This window comes from Flavobacterium sp. (genome assembly GCF_021151785.1).
In the GTDB taxonomy this organism is placed as follows: domain Bacteria; phylum Bacteroidota; class Bacteroidia; order Flavobacteriales; family Flavobacteriaceae; genus Flavobacterium.
Genome location: NZ_JAGKWP010000057.1, coordinates 1 through 15,400, shown reverse-complemented (window position 1 = coordinate 15,400; position 15,400 = coordinate 1). Strand labels below are relative to the sequence as shown.

14 protein-coding genes and 1 pseudogene are annotated in these 15,400 nt (G+C 31.5%); all 15 read left to right on the top strand.

What is annotated here, in order from left to right; translation table 11 throughout:
• The first annotated feature begins 284 nt into the window (after window positions 1-284).
• On the top strand, window positions 285-1,253 hold the full coding sequence (locus QZ824_RS07335; protein ID WP_291275372.1) for an SDR family oxidoreductase: 969 nt from the start codon (window positions 285-287) through the stop codon (window positions 1,251-1,253).
• A gap of 149 nt (window positions 1,254-1,402) precedes the next feature.
• Complete coding sequence (locus QZ824_RS07330) at window positions 1,403-1,909, top strand: ArsR family transcriptional regulator (protein ID WP_291275371.1); 507 nt, start codon at window positions 1,403-1,405, stop codon at window positions 1,907-1,909.
• A 239-nt stretch (window positions 1,910-2,148) separates the two neighbouring features.
• On the top strand, window positions 2,149-3,432 hold the full coding sequence (locus tag QZ824_RS07325) for a nucleotide sugar dehydrogenase (RefSeq protein ID WP_291275370.1): 1,284 nt from the start codon (window positions 2,149-2,151) through the stop codon (window positions 3,430-3,432).
• Window positions 3,433-3,516: 84 nt separating this feature from the next.
• Window positions 3,517-4,704 (top strand): UDP-N-acetylglucosamine 4,6-dehydratase, encoded by a 1,188-nt coding sequence (locus QZ824_RS07320; RefSeq protein ID WP_291275369.1) that lies wholly within the window; start codon window positions 3,517-3,519, stop codon window positions 4,702-4,704.
• Between the two features lies 1 nt (window position 4,705).
• On the top strand, window positions 4,706-5,848 hold the full coding sequence (locus QZ824_RS07315; protein ID WP_291275368.1) for a LegC family aminotransferase: 1,143 nt from the start codon (window positions 4,706-4,708) through the stop codon (window positions 5,846-5,848).
• Window positions 5,835-6,470: an acetyltransferase gene (locus QZ824_RS07310; RefSeq protein WP_291275367.1), complete on the top strand. Its 636-nt coding sequence runs from the start codon at window positions 5,835-5,837 to the stop codon at window positions 6,468-6,470. Before QZ824_RS07315 ends, QZ824_RS07310 begins: the two co-directional genes overlap by 14 nt.
• A complete protein-coding gene (gene neuB / locus QZ824_RS07305) occupies window positions 6,457-7,485 on the top strand; it encodes an N-acetylneuraminate synthase (protein WP_291275366.1) in 1,029 nt (342 codons plus the stop codon). The genes QZ824_RS07310 and neuB overlap by 14 nt, the downstream gene beginning before the upstream one ends.
• The gene (gene neuC, locus QZ824_RS07300; RefSeq protein WP_291275365.1) at window positions 7,467-8,606 is read left to right on the top strand and encodes a UDP-N-acetylglucosamine 2-epimerase; all 1,140 of its coding nucleotides are present in this window, start codon (window positions 7,467-7,469) and stop codon (window positions 8,604-8,606) included. The genes neuB and neuC overlap by 19 nt, the downstream gene beginning before the upstream one ends.
• Entirely contained in the window at window positions 8,590-9,636 is a 1,047-nt protein-coding gene (locus tag QZ824_RS07295) for a nucleotidyltransferase family protein (RefSeq protein ID WP_291275364.1), read from the top strand. The genes neuC and QZ824_RS07295 overlap by 17 nt, the downstream gene beginning before the upstream one ends.
• Before the next feature lies 1 nt (window position 9,637).
• Window positions 9,638-10,324, top strand: a complete 687-nt coding sequence (locus QZ824_RS07290) for an acylneuraminate cytidylyltransferase family protein (RefSeq protein ID WP_291275363.1) — start codon at window positions 9,638-9,640, stop codon at window positions 10,322-10,324.
• The gene (locus tag QZ824_RS07285) at window positions 10,321-11,757 is read left to right on the top strand and encodes a lipopolysaccharide biosynthesis protein (protein ID WP_291275362.1); all 1,437 of its coding nucleotides are present in this window, start codon (window positions 10,321-10,323) and stop codon (window positions 11,755-11,757) included. The genes QZ824_RS07290 and QZ824_RS07285 overlap by 4 nt, the downstream gene beginning before the upstream one ends.
• A gap of 1 nt (window position 11,758) precedes the next feature.
• On the top strand, window positions 11,759-12,802 hold the full coding sequence (locus QZ824_RS07280) for a polysialyltransferase family glycosyltransferase (RefSeq protein WP_291275361.1): 1,044 nt from the start codon (window positions 11,759-11,761) through the stop codon (window positions 12,800-12,802).
• Window positions 12,795-14,009 (top strand): hypothetical protein, encoded by a 1,215-nt coding sequence (locus QZ824_RS07275; protein ID WP_291275360.1) that lies wholly within the window; start codon window positions 12,795-12,797, stop codon window positions 14,007-14,009. Before QZ824_RS07280 ends, QZ824_RS07275 begins: the two co-directional genes overlap by 8 nt.
• Before the next feature lie 5 nt (window positions 14,010-14,014).
• On the top strand, window positions 14,015-15,112 hold the full coding sequence (locus QZ824_RS07270; RefSeq protein WP_291275359.1) for a hypothetical protein: 1,098 nt from the start codon (window positions 14,015-14,017) through the stop codon (window positions 15,110-15,112).
• 2 nt (window positions 15,113-15,114) lie between these two features.
• Window positions 15,115-15,400 (top strand): annotated as a pseudogene (locus QZ824_RS07265) (hypothetical protein); the annotation flags it as partial.

The following is a 15,400-nucleotide window of genomic DNA, read 5'->3' as shown; positions in this document are numbered from 1 at the left end:
ATATATAATAAATCAGTATCTCTCTCATAGTAATATATAATATATACAGGTAGGTATTCTTGATGGCTTTTTTAAAATAGAAGCAAGTATAAATTATAATTGTATTTTTTTAAAATAGAAAAATTGATTGATGTAGTTGTGTTGTTGTAAATAATTTAATTTCTTTTAAGGAAAAAATAACATTAAAACAATGTAAAATATACTTAAATAAACCACAATATGGATAGCATTGTATAATTTTGCAGACGAACAAAACTAAAGTTTAAAATTAATAAAAAAATAAAATGAGTAAAATATTGATTACTGGAGGAGCTGGTTTTATTGGTTCAAATTTATGTGAGTATTTTTTAAAAAAAGAACATCAAGTAGTATGTTTGGATAATTTTGCGACTGGACACAGACATAACATAGCCCCTTTTTTAGATAACCCTAGCTTTAAATTGATAGAGGGTGATATAAGAGATTTGGAGGTGTGTCATAAAGCGGTAGAGGAGATAGATTATGTTTTACATCAAGCAGCCTTAGGTTCAGTGCCACGTTCAATTAAAGATCCAATAACGTCTAATGAGGTTAATGTTTCAGGCTTTTTAAATATGCTTGTAGCGTCAAGGGATGCTGGGGTGAAAAGATTTATTTATGCAGCAAGTTCTTCTACTTATGGAGATTCTGAAAGTCTTCCTAAAGTTGAAGATAAAATCGGAAAACCACTTTCACCATATGCGATAACTAAATATGTAAATGAACTTTATGCAGAAATTTTTAGTAAAACATATGGATTGGAAACAATAGGATTAAGGTATTTTAATGTTTTTGGAAGAAGACAAGATCCTAATGGTGCTTATGCAGCAGTTATACCATTATTTGTAAAACAATTGATGAAAAAAGAGTCCCCAGTTATAAATGGAACAGGGGATTATTCTAGAGACTTTACTTATGTGGATAATGTTGTGCAAATGAATGAAAGAGCCATGTTGACAACAAATCCAGCAGCCATCAACACCGTTTACAATACTGCGGTTGGAGATCGAACTACGCTAAATGATTTAGTTAAATATTTAAAAGAGTATTTAAGTGCTTATGATGCAGCAATTGCAGGAGTTGATGTAGTTCATGGGCCTAATCGATTAGGTGATATACCTCACTCATTGGCATCAGTAGAAAAAGCTAAAGAGTTATTAGGTTATCAACCAACTCATACAATAGGTCAAGGATTGAAAGAGGCAGTAGATTGGTACTGGGAAAACCTAAAATAAAAGAAGACGAAATGAATCAAACTAAAAAAGGAGGGGGTAACACGTTGTTTATCAGCCTCCTTTTTCAGTAAAAGTAAACGTTGCAAAAATAAGTGTAAAAATTTGCTCATTAAAAACAAATGAGTACTTTTGTTGTTCATTAAATAAATATGCTAGATAGTATAATTACATCAAAGACACGTTTGCGTTTATTAGTAAAGTTTTTTATAAATGCTGCTAATACAGGTTATCTGAGGGGTTTAGCACAAGAAATGAACGAAAACACCAACGCAATTCGTAAAGAACTTAATAACTTAAGTGAGGCAGGATATATTCTAAGGGAAGAGACTGATAATAAAGTAATGTACCACGCAAATACAGCCCATCCACTATTCGCAACTTTACAGCAACTAATTCAAAAATATATTGGTATTGATTACATAATAACTCAAATATTGGGGAGGATGGGAGAAATTTCTCGAATTTTTCTTGTGGGTGATTATGCAAAAGGAATTGATTCAGGTATCATTGAAGTTGTTATTGAAGGAGCGGTGGTAAATCAAGATTATTTAGAGCAATTAATACCTAAAATTAAAAAGGAAATAAAAAAAGAGGTAATAGTGCAAAGTACAATAGAATTTAAAGGTGAAGGACTTTTAATTTTTGAAAATAAATAAAGGTTAAATAAAATTAGATAATTTAGTTGCTAAAGATTAAAGTTAAATAAGTGGAATGCAAAAATAGTTTAATTTTAGTTTAACAATAAATTAAAGCAGTGATAATGCTATTGAAAAGTCAACATCTAAATTAAAAGTAATAACTTAGCATAATGTTTAATTAAATAAGTATTAGTTTGATTTTCAATAAAAAATAGAATAATCAATAAAAGTATAACTACAAAAGATAAATAATAAAGATGAACAAAATTGCCATTATCGGATTAGGCTATGTAGGGCTTCCATTAGCAAGATTATTTGCAACAAAATACCCTGTAGTAGGTTTTGATATTAATCAAAAGCGTATTGAAGAATTAAAACAAGGAAAAGATTTCACACTTGAAGTGGAAGATGAAATATTGCAAAAAGTGATTGTACAATCTAATCCTTTTTTAAGTGACAATACCGGTTTGTATTGTTCAAATAATTTAGATGAAATTAAAGAGGCAAACTATTATGTTATAACTGTGCCTACGCCTGTAGATAAGCATAATAGACCAGATTTAACACCATTGTATAAAGCATCTGAAACAGTAGGGAAAGTGTTGAAAAAAGGAGATGTTGTTATATATGAATCAACAGTATTTCCTGGAGCTACAGAAGAAGAATGTATTCCTGTACTTGAGAAGGTTTCTGGACTAAAATTCAATGTAGATTTCTTTGCAGGATATTCACCAGAGCGAATCAATCCTGGAGATAAAGAACATACAGTTGAGAAAATTTTAAAAGTAACCTCTGGGTCAACACCCGAAATAGGCGAGAAAGTAGACGCATTATACAAAAGTATCATTACAGCAGGTACTCACTTGGCTCCAACTATTAAGGTAGCTGAAGCAGCTAAAGTAATTGAAAATTCGCAAAGAGACATTAATATTGCTTTTGTTAATGAGTTAGCTAAAATCTTTAACATCTTAGATATTGATACACATGCAGTATTAGAAGCGGCAGGAACGAAATGGAATTTCTTGCCTTTTAAACCAGGATTAGTAGGAGGACACTGCATAGGTGTTGATCCCTATTATTTAGCCCAAAAAGCTCAAGAGCATGGTTACCACCCAGAAATTATTTTAGCAGGTAGAAGATTAAACGATTCTATGGGTGAATATGTTGCGGCTCAAGTGGTTAAATTAATGATTAAAAAAGGAATTACTGTAAAAGGGGCAAGTTTATTATTATTAGGAGTAACTTTTAAAGAAAACTGTCCAGATGTAAGAAATACCAAAATAGTAGATGTGGTAAAAGCGCTAGAAGATTATGGTATTCAAGTAACAATTTTTGATCCATGGGCAAATCCAGCAGAGGTAAAACATGAATACAATTTAGTTTGTCACAATGAACTTGTTTCAGGATCTAAATATGATTCCATTGTATTAGGAGTATCTCACAAAGAGTTTCTAAATTTAGATTTGGAACCATTGAAAAAAGAAAATGCAGTAGTGTATGATGTAAAAGGAATAGTAAAGGGAAGCGACGCAAAATTATAATTTAACAATCTTTATTTTATACTCAAAAAATGAAAATTTTCTTAATTTGAGAATAAAAAGAGGGTAAAAATAACAAATAAAAAAATGAATATTCTTTCACTTATTGGTAGAGTAAAACCATTGCTCACAAACGACATTGCCACTTTTGATAATGAGTTAAAAGATTTAGTTCAAAATAATAGATTTCTAGTTATTGGAGGTGCTGGTTCTATAGGACAAGCAGTTACGAAAGAAATATTTAAGCGCAATCCGAAAAAGCTTCATGTGGTAGATATCAGTGAAAATAATTTGGTTGAGTTGGTGCGTGATATAAGAAGTTCTTTAGGATATATTGATGGTGATTTTAGAACATTTGCATTAGATATTGCTTCACCTATTTACGATGCATTCATCAAAGCGGATGGAGCATATGATTATGTACTGAATTTATCTGCTCTAAAACACGTTCGTAGTGAAAAAGATCCATTTACATTAATGAGAATGATTGAAGTAAATATCTTGAATACACTAAAAACCATCAAACAAGCTAAAGACAAAGGAGTAAAAAAATATTTTTGTGTTTCTACAGATAAAGCGGCAAACCCTGTAAACATGATGGGAGCATCTAAACGAATAATGGAATTGTTTTTAATGAGAGAAAGTAAAACAATGCCTATTTCTACCGCTCGTTTTGCCAATGTTGCTTTTTCTGATGGTTCATTATTGCATGGTTTCAACCAAAGAATTCAAAAAAGACAGCCAATAGTGGCACCTAATGATATTAAAAGATACTTTGTAACACCTCAAGAGTCTGGTGAGTTGTGCTTAATGTCTTGTTTGTTGGGAGAAAATAAAGATATCTTTTTCCCAAAATTAAGTGAAGAATTACACCTCATTACCTTTGCAGAAATTGCAGTAAAATATTTGAAAGAGTTAGGTTATGAGGCACATGAATGTACCAGTGAAGAAGAAGCAAGAACATTAATTAAAACCCTGCCTCAAGAAGGGAAATGGCCTTGTTATTTTACAAATAGTGATACAACGGGTGAGAAAGATTTTGAAGAGTTTTTCATGGATGGAGAAGTGTTAGACATGTCACGTTTCCAAAACTTAGGAATTGTAAAAAGCAGTCTTACTTATGAAGATGAAAATTTAGATCATTTTTTACAGAAAATAAATCAAATGGTGGCGGAACAAAAATGGGAAAAATCAGAAATAGTAGATTTATTTCATCAAATGATTCCAGATTTTAATCATAAAGAAACAGGTAAATATTTAGACGCTAAAATGTAATATGAGCTACCAAGAAACCATAAAATTCATTCAAGAAAAATTTGCTACAAACGAGTTTATTCCCTTGCACGCTCCTGTGTTTTCAGGAAACGAAAAAAAATATGTTTTAGATACATTAGATTCTACTTTTGTTTCATCAGTAGGCGCTTATGTAGATCAAGCAGAACAAGTAATGGCTCAAATAAGCCAAACAAAAAAAGCAGTAGCCGTAGTAAATGGAACCTCAGGTTTGCAAATAGCATTACAAGTAGCAGGAGTACAACGAGGGGATGAAGTGATTACTCAAGCACTGACTTTTGTAGCAACGGCAAATGCCATTCATTATACGGGTGCGGAACCTATATTTATTGATGTAGACATTGATACAATGGGTTTATCTCCGAAAGCAGTAGAAGAATTTTTACAGGAATTCGGCGAAAAAAGAGAAAATGGAACTTACAATAAAAAAACAGGTAAAAGAATAGCGGCTTGTGTTCCCATGCATACGTTTGGTTTTCCTGTTCATTTGGAAGAGTTAATTCGAGTAGCAGAGGAGTGGAATATCCCAATCGTAGAAGACGCAGCAGAATCTTTAGGAAGTTATTACAAAGGAAAACACACCGGTTCATTCGGGAAATTAGGAGTGTTTTCATTTAATGGAAACAAAATAGTTACTTGTGGTGGAGGTGGAATGATTGTTACCCAAGACGAAGAGCTTGGGAAACTAGGAAAACATTTGACAACAACGGCTAAAGTACCCCATCCATACGAATATGTACATGATCATATAGGATATAATTTTAGAATGCCTAATTTAAATGCAGCTTTAATTTGTGCTCAATTGGAACAATTGGAAATGTTCTTAGCGAATAAAAGAGCATTAGCAACAGAATATGCCGCTTTTTTTGAAGGGCAAGGAATGAAATTTAGAAAGGAATTAGAACATACAAAAGCCAATTATTGGCTCATGTGTTTAGAATTAGAGAATAGTAAAGAACGCAATGCATTTTTGAAGTTGTCTAATGAAAATAAAGTAATGACCAGACCCATTTGGCAACTGATGTATCGTTTGTCTATGTATCAACACTGTTACAGAGATGCACAAAAAAATGCGGAGTATTTAGAAGAAAGAATTGTAAATATACCAAGTAGTGTTAGAGGATAAAAAAGTATTTATTTTTGGCTATTCAGGTCACGCGTATGTCATCATTGAATCTTTGATAGAAATGGGCTATTCTATCGAAGGATATTTTGATTTTGAAGAAGCGACCATTAATCCTTACGAGCTTACTTACTATGGTTTTGAGAAAAAAGTAGCGGTTAAAGAAATTGTAAAAAATAACCTAGTTTTTCCAACTGTCGGGGATAATGCAATTAGAAAAAAGTTAGTACATTTTTTTGAAGAATTAAGGCTCAATCAATTTACGGTGATTGATAAAAGCGCAAATGTTTCAAAAACAGCCCAAATAGGATATTCTACTTACATTGGAAAAAATACAGCAATTAATGCACAAGCTAAAATTGGAAATGGAGTTATAGTGAATACAGGTGCTATTATAGAGCATGAGTGTCATGTTAATGATTTTGTACATGTAGCCCCAGCTAGTGTTTTGTGTGGAAATGTCACTGTAAATAAAAATGTTTTTATTGGTGCTAACACTGTAGTTAAAAACAATATTAGCATTCATGAAGAAGTAACTATTGGCGCTGGTGCAGTAGTAGTAAAATCAATTGTTGAAAAAGGAATATGGGTAGGAAATCCCACTAGAAAATATGAAATTAAATAACGTTTTAATAATTGCAGAAGCAGGTGTAAATCACAATGGTGAATTGCAAAAAGCCATCGAATTAATTGATGCAGCAGCTCATGCTAAAGCAGATTATGTCAAATTTCAAACTTTTAAAGCCGAAAAAATTGTAAATCCAACTGCTAAAAAGGCACAATATCAAGTGACTAATATGCAAGGAGAAGGAGATACACAATTTGAAATGCTTAAAAAACTAGAAATGGGAGACGATTGGTATCCTATTTTAATACAAAGATGTCAAGAAAAAGGAATACATTTTTTATCCACAGGATTTGATCAGGATAGTATTGATTTTTTGAACGATTTCGAAATTCCCTTTTATAAAATTCCTTCAGGCGAAATCACCAATAAACCCTATTTACAACATATCGCTAGAAAAGGGAAAGATATCATTCTTTCAACAGGAATGGCAGATTTAAAAGAGGTAAAAGAAGCCATCGAAGTAATAGAAGCAGAAGGAATAACAAGAAATAGAATTACCGTACTTCACTGTAATACAGAATATCCTACGCCAATGCAAGATGTCAATTTGCTAGCTATGAATCAAATGGCTGAAAAATTGGGCGTACAAATAGGTTATTCAGACCATACCCTAGGTATTGAAGTGCCTATTGCCGCAGTTGCATTGGGTGCAAAAGTAATCGAAAAGCATTTTACATTAGATAGAAATCTTCCAGGTCCTGACCATGCCGCTTCTTTAGAACCAGCTGAATTAAAGGAAATGGTGAAAACGATTCGTAATATTGAATTAGCGATTTCGGGTAGTGGAATAAAGGAACCTAGTGCGAGCGAAAATAAAAACCGAGCTATTGCCCGTAAGAGTCTTCATTTAAGAGAAGATTTAAAGAAAGATACGGTTTTGCAAGCGCATCATTTAATGGCATTGAGACCCGGTGATGGAATTTCGCCAATGGATATAGATCAAGTAATTGGCAAAAAAATAATGGAAGATAAACCCCAAGGTGTAAAATTAACATGGGAGGATATAAGATGATTAGAGTTGGTGTTTTAACAAGTTCCCGGGCAGATTTTGGTATTTATTTACCTTTGCTTAAGGCATTACAAAAAGAGGAAGCATTCCATCTTGAATTAATTGTTTTTGGAACACACCTTTCCAAGTTTCATGGTTACACGGTGGAGCAAATTGAAAGAGAAGGATTTAAAATAGCAAAAAGAATAGAATCTCTTCTCTTAGGAGATACACCAAGTGCCATAGCTTCCGCCTATGGACTTACGGCACTTAAGTTTGCTGAGTATTGGCAGGAAAATGAACAAAGTTTTGATGTTGTTTTTGCATTAGGCGATCGATTTGAAATGGCTGCTGCGGTGGCTGCAAGTATTCCGTTTGGTATAGAAATAGCGCATTTGCACGGTGGAGAAACAACGTTAGGAGCCATTGACAATATTTACAGGCATAGTATTAGTTTAGCAAGTCAATTACACTTTGTGGCAGCGGAGCCATTCGCTAAAAGATTAAAACAACTCTTAGATGATGAAAAAGCATCCATATACAATGTGGGTTCCTTGAGTTTAGAGAATTTAAAGAACATTGATTTTTTATCCGTAGAAGCGTTTAAAAACAAGTGGCAAATTGATTTAAATATAAAAACAATATTGGTTACTGTGCACCCTGAAACGGTAGCTTATCAAAAGAATTTAGCATATTGTGAAGAAACCATAAAAGCGCTGGAACAATTAGCAAATGAATTCCAAATCGTAATCACCATGCCCAATGCAGATACGGCGGGTATGGTATTTAGAGAAGCTTTTGAAACACTAGCCAAGAAACAGCAATCTATTAAAATAATTGAAAATTTTGGTACCCAATCGTATTTCACCTGTATGAAGTATGCCAAACTTATGGTAGGCAATACATCAAGTGGAATAGTAGAAGCAGCAAGTTTCCAAAAATATGTACTTAATCTAGGAGATAGACAAAAAGATAGGTTATGTGGTGAAAATGTAATACATGTACCTTTTAACCATGATTTAATTGTAAAAAACACATTGGAGTATGCCACAAAAGAATACAATGGGGAGAATATTTACTTTAAGTCCAATCCATCGGAAATAATAATTCAAATTTTAAAGAAGGAATATGCATCCATATCATAAACATCTAGCACATATAGACACTTCTATTCGTCAAGCACTTGAACTATTAGATCAATTGGCATCAGATGCTATCATTTTTCTGGTAGATGATGAAAATAAGTTGTTAGGTTCTTTAACAGACGGTGATTTAAGAAGAGGATTTATCAAAGGATTAGGGTTTGAAGATCATTTATCCAAATTCATTCAGCCTAATCCTAAGTTCATTCAACAAGGGAAATATAATTTAAAGGAGATTATTGCATTACGAGAGAAGTTTTTTACCATATTTCCAGTGGTAGATGCACAGATGAAAATTATCAATGTAGTTAATTTTAGGCATCAAAAATCGTATCTTCCAATAGATGCATTAATCATGGCAGGAGGGAGAGGAGAACGGTTAAAACCTTTTACAGATCATACTCCTAAACCATTGTTAAAAGTGGGAGATAAGCCTATTATAGAGCATAATATAGATCGTTTGAATACCTATGGTATAGATGATATTTGGATTTCTGTTCGTTATCTAGGAAATCAGCTTGTTGATTATTTTAAAGATGGAAGCGAAAAAGCTTTGCGTATCAATTATGTTTGGGAAGAAGAGGCATTAGGAACAGCTGGGGCATTAGCATTAGTAGATGGTTTTATACATGATCATGTATTGATGATGAATTCTGATTTATTGACCAACATTGATTTTGAAGATTTGTTTTTGTTTTTTGAAGAACAAAAAGCAGATTTAGTAGTTGCTTGCATTCCTTATCAAGTTAATGTGCCTTATGCAGTTATGGAAACTAATGGTAAAAAGGTTACGGGCTTTAAAGAAAAACCAACCTATACGCATTATTCCAATGCGGGGATTTACTTAATGAAGAAAGAAGTGATTGATAATGTACCTCAAAATGAAGTGTTTAATGCAACGGATTTAATGGAAAAGTTAATTCAGGATAATAAGAATGTGGTAGCTTATCCATTAGTTGGATATTGGTTAGACATTGGGAAGCATGATGATTTTGAGAAAGCACAACAAGATATTAAACAGATAAAATTCTAAAATGAAGCCACTAATTGTAATTCCTGCAAGAGGAGGCTCTAAAGGAGTTCCTAGAAAAAACATAAAAGTATTAGGAGATAAACCATTGATACAGTATACGATAGATGCAGCAAAAGGTGTTTTTGATGACGAATTCATTTGTGTATCTACTGACGATTTCGAAATTAAATCTGTAGTAGAGCAATTAGGATTGAAAGTTCCATTTTTGCGACCTAATGAGTTAGCATCAGACACGGCGGGTACTTACGAGGTATTGCTTCATGCTATTTCACATTATGAATCAGAAGGGTATTTTCCAGACACACTGATTCTTTTACAACCTACCTCGCCATTTAGAACGAGTAAGCATATTCAAGCGGCATTAGACCTGTATCAAGAAGAACTGGATATGGTAGTTGGAGTAAAAGAAACAAAATCAAATCCATATTATATTCTTTTTGAAGAAGATAGTAATGGTTATTTAAAAAAGTCAAAAGAAGCTGATTTTACCAGAAGACAAGATTGTCCTAAAGTTTGGGAATACAATGGTGCCATTTACATCATAAATGTAAAAGCATTAAAAGAAAAAACGATAAGCCAGTTTACTAAGGTACGAAAATTTGAGATGGATGAAACAGCATCCCACGATATCGATACGTTGCTGGATTGGAAAATAGCCGAAATTATTGCAAACAGCCAAGAAATATGACAGACATAAAGAGTAAGGCAAAATCAGGAATGCTTTGGTCATTTATGATTCAAGGAGGAACACAAGTTATTAATTTTGTGGTTACAATCATTTTATCTAGATTGTTAATGCCAGAGCAGTTTGGGCTTATTGGTATGATTTCAATTTTTCTAGCAATAGGAGCTGCTTTAGTTGATGGAGGTTTTGTAACAAGTTTGATTAGAACACAAGACGCAGATGATATAGATTATTCAACAGTGTTTTTTGTAAACTTGTTTAGTTCATTGCTTCTCTATGGAATACTTTTTTCTATTGCCCCTCTAGTAGCAACTTTTTTTGACCAAGCAATACTAGTTGATTTGATTAGAGTTCAAAGTTTAACATTGATAATTGCAGCTTTTTCATTAGTACAATCAACAAAGTTAAATAAAGAGTTACAATTTAAGGTACAGTTTAAATTGCAAATTCCAGCCCTGTTAATTAGTGCTACAGCAGCTATCTTATTTGCTTACTACGGTTTTGGAGTATGGAGTTTAGTGGCTAAAGAATTGATATATACGTTTTTGGCTTCTGCTCAATTATGGTGGTATGCAAAATGGACACCAAAGTTTATTATGGATAAAGAAAAAATTAAATACCATTTCAAGTTTGGATATAAAGTTGCTTTAACATCAATATTAAACACAAGTTTTAAGAACTTATATAACGTAATCATTGGTAAATATTTTTCTGCAGCACAATTAGGATACTTTACTAGAGCTAAGTCATTGGAACAATTACCTTCAGTGTTTTTTTTCAATTCATTTAATAGAGTGTTTTATCCATTATTAGCTAAAGTTAATGACGACAGAAATAAATTGAGAAATATGTATGCAAGTCTGATGCGACTTGTTGTGTTTGTCGTTACACCAATTTTAGTTTTTTTAGGAGTAATTGCTGAACCTTTCATGCGTTTTTTATTAACAGAAAAATGGTTGCCAGCAGTACCTTATTTCCAACTTTTATTAATCTCAGGTGTTTTTTATCCTATTCATTCTTATAATCTAAATATTTGTAATTTAAAAGGTAGAAGTGATGTGGTTTTAAAACTTTCATTTTTTCATAATACACTTTTATTTTTAGGTTCATTTACAATCATTTGGTTTGGAATATATGGGTTATTGTATAATCTAATTTTTGTAAACATTCTGGTCACTATTGTAAATGCTTTTGTTTCTGGTCAGTTTATAAGTTATGGTTTAAAAGAACAAAGTAAGGACATGGTTCCAATCCTAGCTTTAAATTTAAGTTTAGGAGGCGTGTTTTATTTTCTACAAAATACATGGTTTTATCAGATGAATGATGTGTGGAATATACTAGTTAATGGTATTGCATTTTGTATGATCTATCTTGGTTTTGCATACCTAACAAAAATGCATGTAATTAAAGATGTTTTACAATTAATAAAAAAGTAAAATGGAAGCAAAGAAGAATGTGTTTGTCGTTTTAACAGAATATCAATTTCTGCAAGCATTGAATATGGCTGTGGTATTATATAATAAACCAGAATATAATAATTTGATTTATGTGGTAAGAGATGGAAGTAGATTAAAAGGATTTTGTGCTACTAATGAATTGAAAATCAATAATACGGAAGTGATTGTTTTGGATCATTGGGCACCCAAGAAAATAGTAAATCGAATTTTAGATGAAAATCCAAATCATTTTTTTTTCTTTCAAGCCATCAATGCTATCAATATTTTTTTAGGACATACATTAGCTAAGCGAGGAGTAGAAATATCTTTAGGACCGGATGGTTATGGAACCTATTCCAAGTTCAAAAAGAAAAATTGGTTGCTTAGTTTTTTGCGTGATACCTTTAAGCAAAACAAATTTTTAATTAAAAATAAATTATTAGCTAATACGATTTTACCCTTTGATTATTATTCATTTGGGAATCATAAATTCATTAATAATTTATGGATCACGCATCCAGAGCAATATGAGCACCGCTCTAAGAATAAAGTAAACATCTGTAAACTGCCTGATTTCAACCAAGATAGTATTGATTTTATAAAAAAATGTTTCGATTTTAAGGAGCAATATCCAACAGAACATGTGATTTATTATTTCAACCAGCCTTTTTGGTCAAGTTTAATTGATAAAGAGTTTGTTTTTTTAGAAGATGTTGTAAAACAATTTCCAGATAAAAAAATAATTATTAAACTTCATCCATTAACCGCTTCAGAAGTAGTTAAGAAATATAAAAAAATTCCGAATGTAGAATTAATTGAATCTACTGTACCAGCAGAAGTTATACTTTTAAATTTGAAAAAATGCATTGTATTTTCAGGATGGTCAACCGTATTAATAACAGAAAATAAAGATTGTAATTATTATTTTAATTATCCTATTTATACAAGTTTAGAGGATAAAATTTTAAGTCAATTAGAAATTGTTGCCTTAAATCATATTAAATTTATACATTCACCTAAAGAAATGCAATTTCCAAATGGATAAACAAAGCAAAGCCTATTTACTACTTTTATATTTGATTTGGCCTTTTTCAACCATTTACCTCGCTATTAGATTTTTTGATTATAAATTTGGTAGAAGAATGGTTATTCTACTCTATGGGTTCCTAGGGTTCACTGCCCTAAGTTTTGGTGATTTGGACAGGTATGAAAGAGAATTTTATTTGAAAAAGACAGTAAGTTTTTCCTCTGCAATTGAAACATTAGTTTCATTACAAGAGAATAAATTTTACAATAGTGTTGTTTCAATTTTTAGTGGTGTTTTTTTTGAAACTCACCATTATTATTTTGCTATTATATTCATGATATATGGCTTTTTTCTAGTTAATACACTTGACGTTTTTAAACCGATTAGACTAACTAAATTAAACAATTTTGGTTTGATTTTCTTTTTGGGATTGTTTATATATTTTTTAATCAGACCATTACCAAATTTAGCTTTTTATACAGGTGGACTTTTTGTGGTTTATAATTTGGCTAATTATTATAAAACGAGAGCTAAGAAATACTTGTTTTTTATCTTTTTTGTTCCCCTGTTCCATATTGGGCTCACCATATTCGTTATACTACCTATTATGTTATTGGTATTTAAAAATAGAGTTTGGTTTTATGTGCTTTTTGTTGTTTTTTCTCTAGGTTTAGGACAAAGTAATGTAGTGGGGGTGTTAGGAAATTTAGCAGAGTCTAATTCAGGTACTGTATTAGAATCAAAATACAATGCTTATGCCTCAGAAGAAGGGCAAGAGAGTTTAGAAAAGAGATATGCTGAGAATGGTGAAAAATATAATGGTAAGTTAAAACTATTATTAGACATTCAACAAGCCATTTGGTATTTTTTTGTTCCACTAGGTATGTTAATTCTCTTTTTACAAAGAAAGCAACTGTTAATAGCTAGTGAAATACTGCCATTATATAATATGGCTCTTGCATGTTGGGGCGTTTCTAATTTAATGTTGAACATTTCACAAGGAGAACGATTTTTATTTTTATTCAGTTTTGTAGCTATTGGATTGTTTTTTATCGTATATGTTAAGACAAGAATTACTTTAATGAGTAGGGCTTTTAATTTGTTTTTAACAATATTTGTACCAACATTATTTGTTTATGCTTTGATGGCTCTTATTGCAAGTCATTTCATGATATCCCCTGAGTTTTTTGTGTCTAACCTTATTGTTGAAATTATTACTAAATAAACTCCATGAAAAATATAATAAAAAAAATTACTGCAAAAATGGGTTATCAAACCGATAAAAAGCAAATTCTTTTGCTGTCGGATGATTGGGGTTCTGTTCGAATTAAATCCAAAGAGGACCAAGCAGATTTGATTAAAAAAGGTTATAAAGTAGCCAGTAGATTTGATCAATTTGATAGCCTTGAAACCAATGAGGATTTAGAATTACTGTTTGAGGTACTTACAAAGTATAAGGACCATAACGGAAATCATCCCTGTATAACAGCAGTAACAAATGTAGCCAATCCTGATTTTAAAAAAATAAAAGAGAGTGACTTTCAAGAATACCATTACGAGACCATAGCATCTACCTATCTTCGTTATCCTGATTCAGATAGAGTTTTAAATTTAACACACGAGGGTATTCAAAATAAGATATTCATTCCACAGTCGCACGGTCGTGAACATGTTCAAGTCAATTGGTGGATGGAGGAATTACAGAATAAAGATTCATTTGCATCAAAGTTTTTTGAAAATGAATTTTTTTTTATGAATCAAAAGTATTTGTGTAGTCCGAAGAGAAATCGTGATTTGGCTGCAGCATTTGATTTAATTAATTTAGGAGATTTAAATTCTCATAAAAATATAGTTGTAAGCGCATTAGATATTTTTTATGATTTATATAAATATAAATCAAAGATTTTTTCTCCTCCAGCATTATTTTATAATCCTCAGATTGAAGAAATTATAAAAAGAGAAGGGATTGATTGGATTGATGTGGGTAGACTGTTTAAAGTTCCTCAAACTGATGGAACGGAAAAATGGCAATTCAATTATCTTGGTAGAAAGAAAAAATCAGGATTGAAAGTTTTAGTTAGGAATGCCATGTTTGAATCCAATATTTCACAAAGTGAATCCGCAGTTGATAGATGTTTGTATGATATTGAGCAAGCTTTTAAGTTAAGACAGCCTGCAATAATTTCAAATCATAGGGCATGTTTTACGGGTAGAATAGATGATAATAATAGAAGAAAAGGACTTTTTGAATTAGATTTATTATTTTCAAGAATTGTAAAAAAGTGGCCAGATGTTGAGTTTATATCAATTAATGAATTAAATTTTTAGAGATGATTGGAAAATTTCAGTTTTTGAGATCATTAGTTCTTTCAAAGAAAGTTAATAAAAAAATTATTGTAATTGAGTCTGATGATTGGGGTAGTGAACGAATACCTAATTCAGAAGTAAGAAAAGAATTAGCAACATTAGGAATAGATATGGAATCCAATCCTCATTCAAAATATGACTCTTTAGAAAGATTTGAAGATCTACTAGAGTTAGAACATGTTCTAGATTACTTTGCTAATGAATATAATAAGAAAATAAAAATAACAGCTAATTTTATTACAGCTAATC

Bases quoted from the DNA above. Each gene is read 5' to 3' on its own strand.
- QZ824_RS07335 (WP_291275372.1), top strand. From the start codon at position 285: ATGAGTAAAATATTGATTACTGGAGGAGCTGGTTTTATTGGTTCAAAT.
- QZ824_RS07330 (WP_291275371.1), top strand. From the start codon at position 1,403: ATGCTAGATAGTATAATTACATCAAAGACACGTTTGCGTTTATTAGTA.
- QZ824_RS07325 (WP_291275370.1), top strand. From the start codon at position 2,149: ATGAACAAAATTGCCATTATCGGATTAGGCTATGTAGGGCTTCCATTA.
- QZ824_RS07320 (WP_291275369.1), top strand. From the start codon at position 3,517: ATGAATATTCTTTCACTTATTGGTAGAGTAAAACCATTGCTCACAAAC.
- QZ824_RS07315 (WP_291275368.1), top strand. From the start codon at position 4,706: ATGAGCTACCAAGAAACCATAAAATTCATTCAAGAAAAATTTGCTACA.
- neuB (WP_291275366.1), top strand. From the start codon at position 6,457: ATGAAATTAAATAACGTTTTAATAATTGCAGAAGCAGGTGTAAATCAC.
- neuC (WP_291275365.1), top strand. From the start codon at position 7,467: ATGGGAGGATATAAGATGATTAGAGTTGGTGTTTTAACAAGTTCCCGG.
- QZ824_RS07295 (WP_291275364.1), top strand. From the start codon at position 8,590: ATGCATCCATATCATAAACATCTAGCACATATAGACACTTCTATTCGT.
- QZ824_RS07290 (WP_291275363.1), top strand. From the start codon at position 9,638: ATGAAGCCACTAATTGTAATTCCTGCAAGAGGAGGCTCTAAAGGAGTT.
- QZ824_RS07285 (WP_291275362.1), top strand. From the start codon at position 10,321: ATGACAGACATAAAGAGTAAGGCAAAATCAGGAATGCTTTGGTCATTT.
- QZ824_RS07280 (WP_291275361.1), top strand. From the start codon at position 11,759: ATGGAAGCAAAGAAGAATGTGTTTGTCGTTTTAACAGAATATCAATTT.
- QZ824_RS07275 (WP_291275360.1), top strand. From the start codon at position 12,795: ATGGATAAACAAAGCAAAGCCTATTTACTACTTTTATATTTGATTTGG.
- QZ824_RS07270 (WP_291275359.1), top strand. From the start codon at position 14,015: ATGAAAAATATAATAAAAAAAATTACTGCAAAAATGGGTTATCAAACC.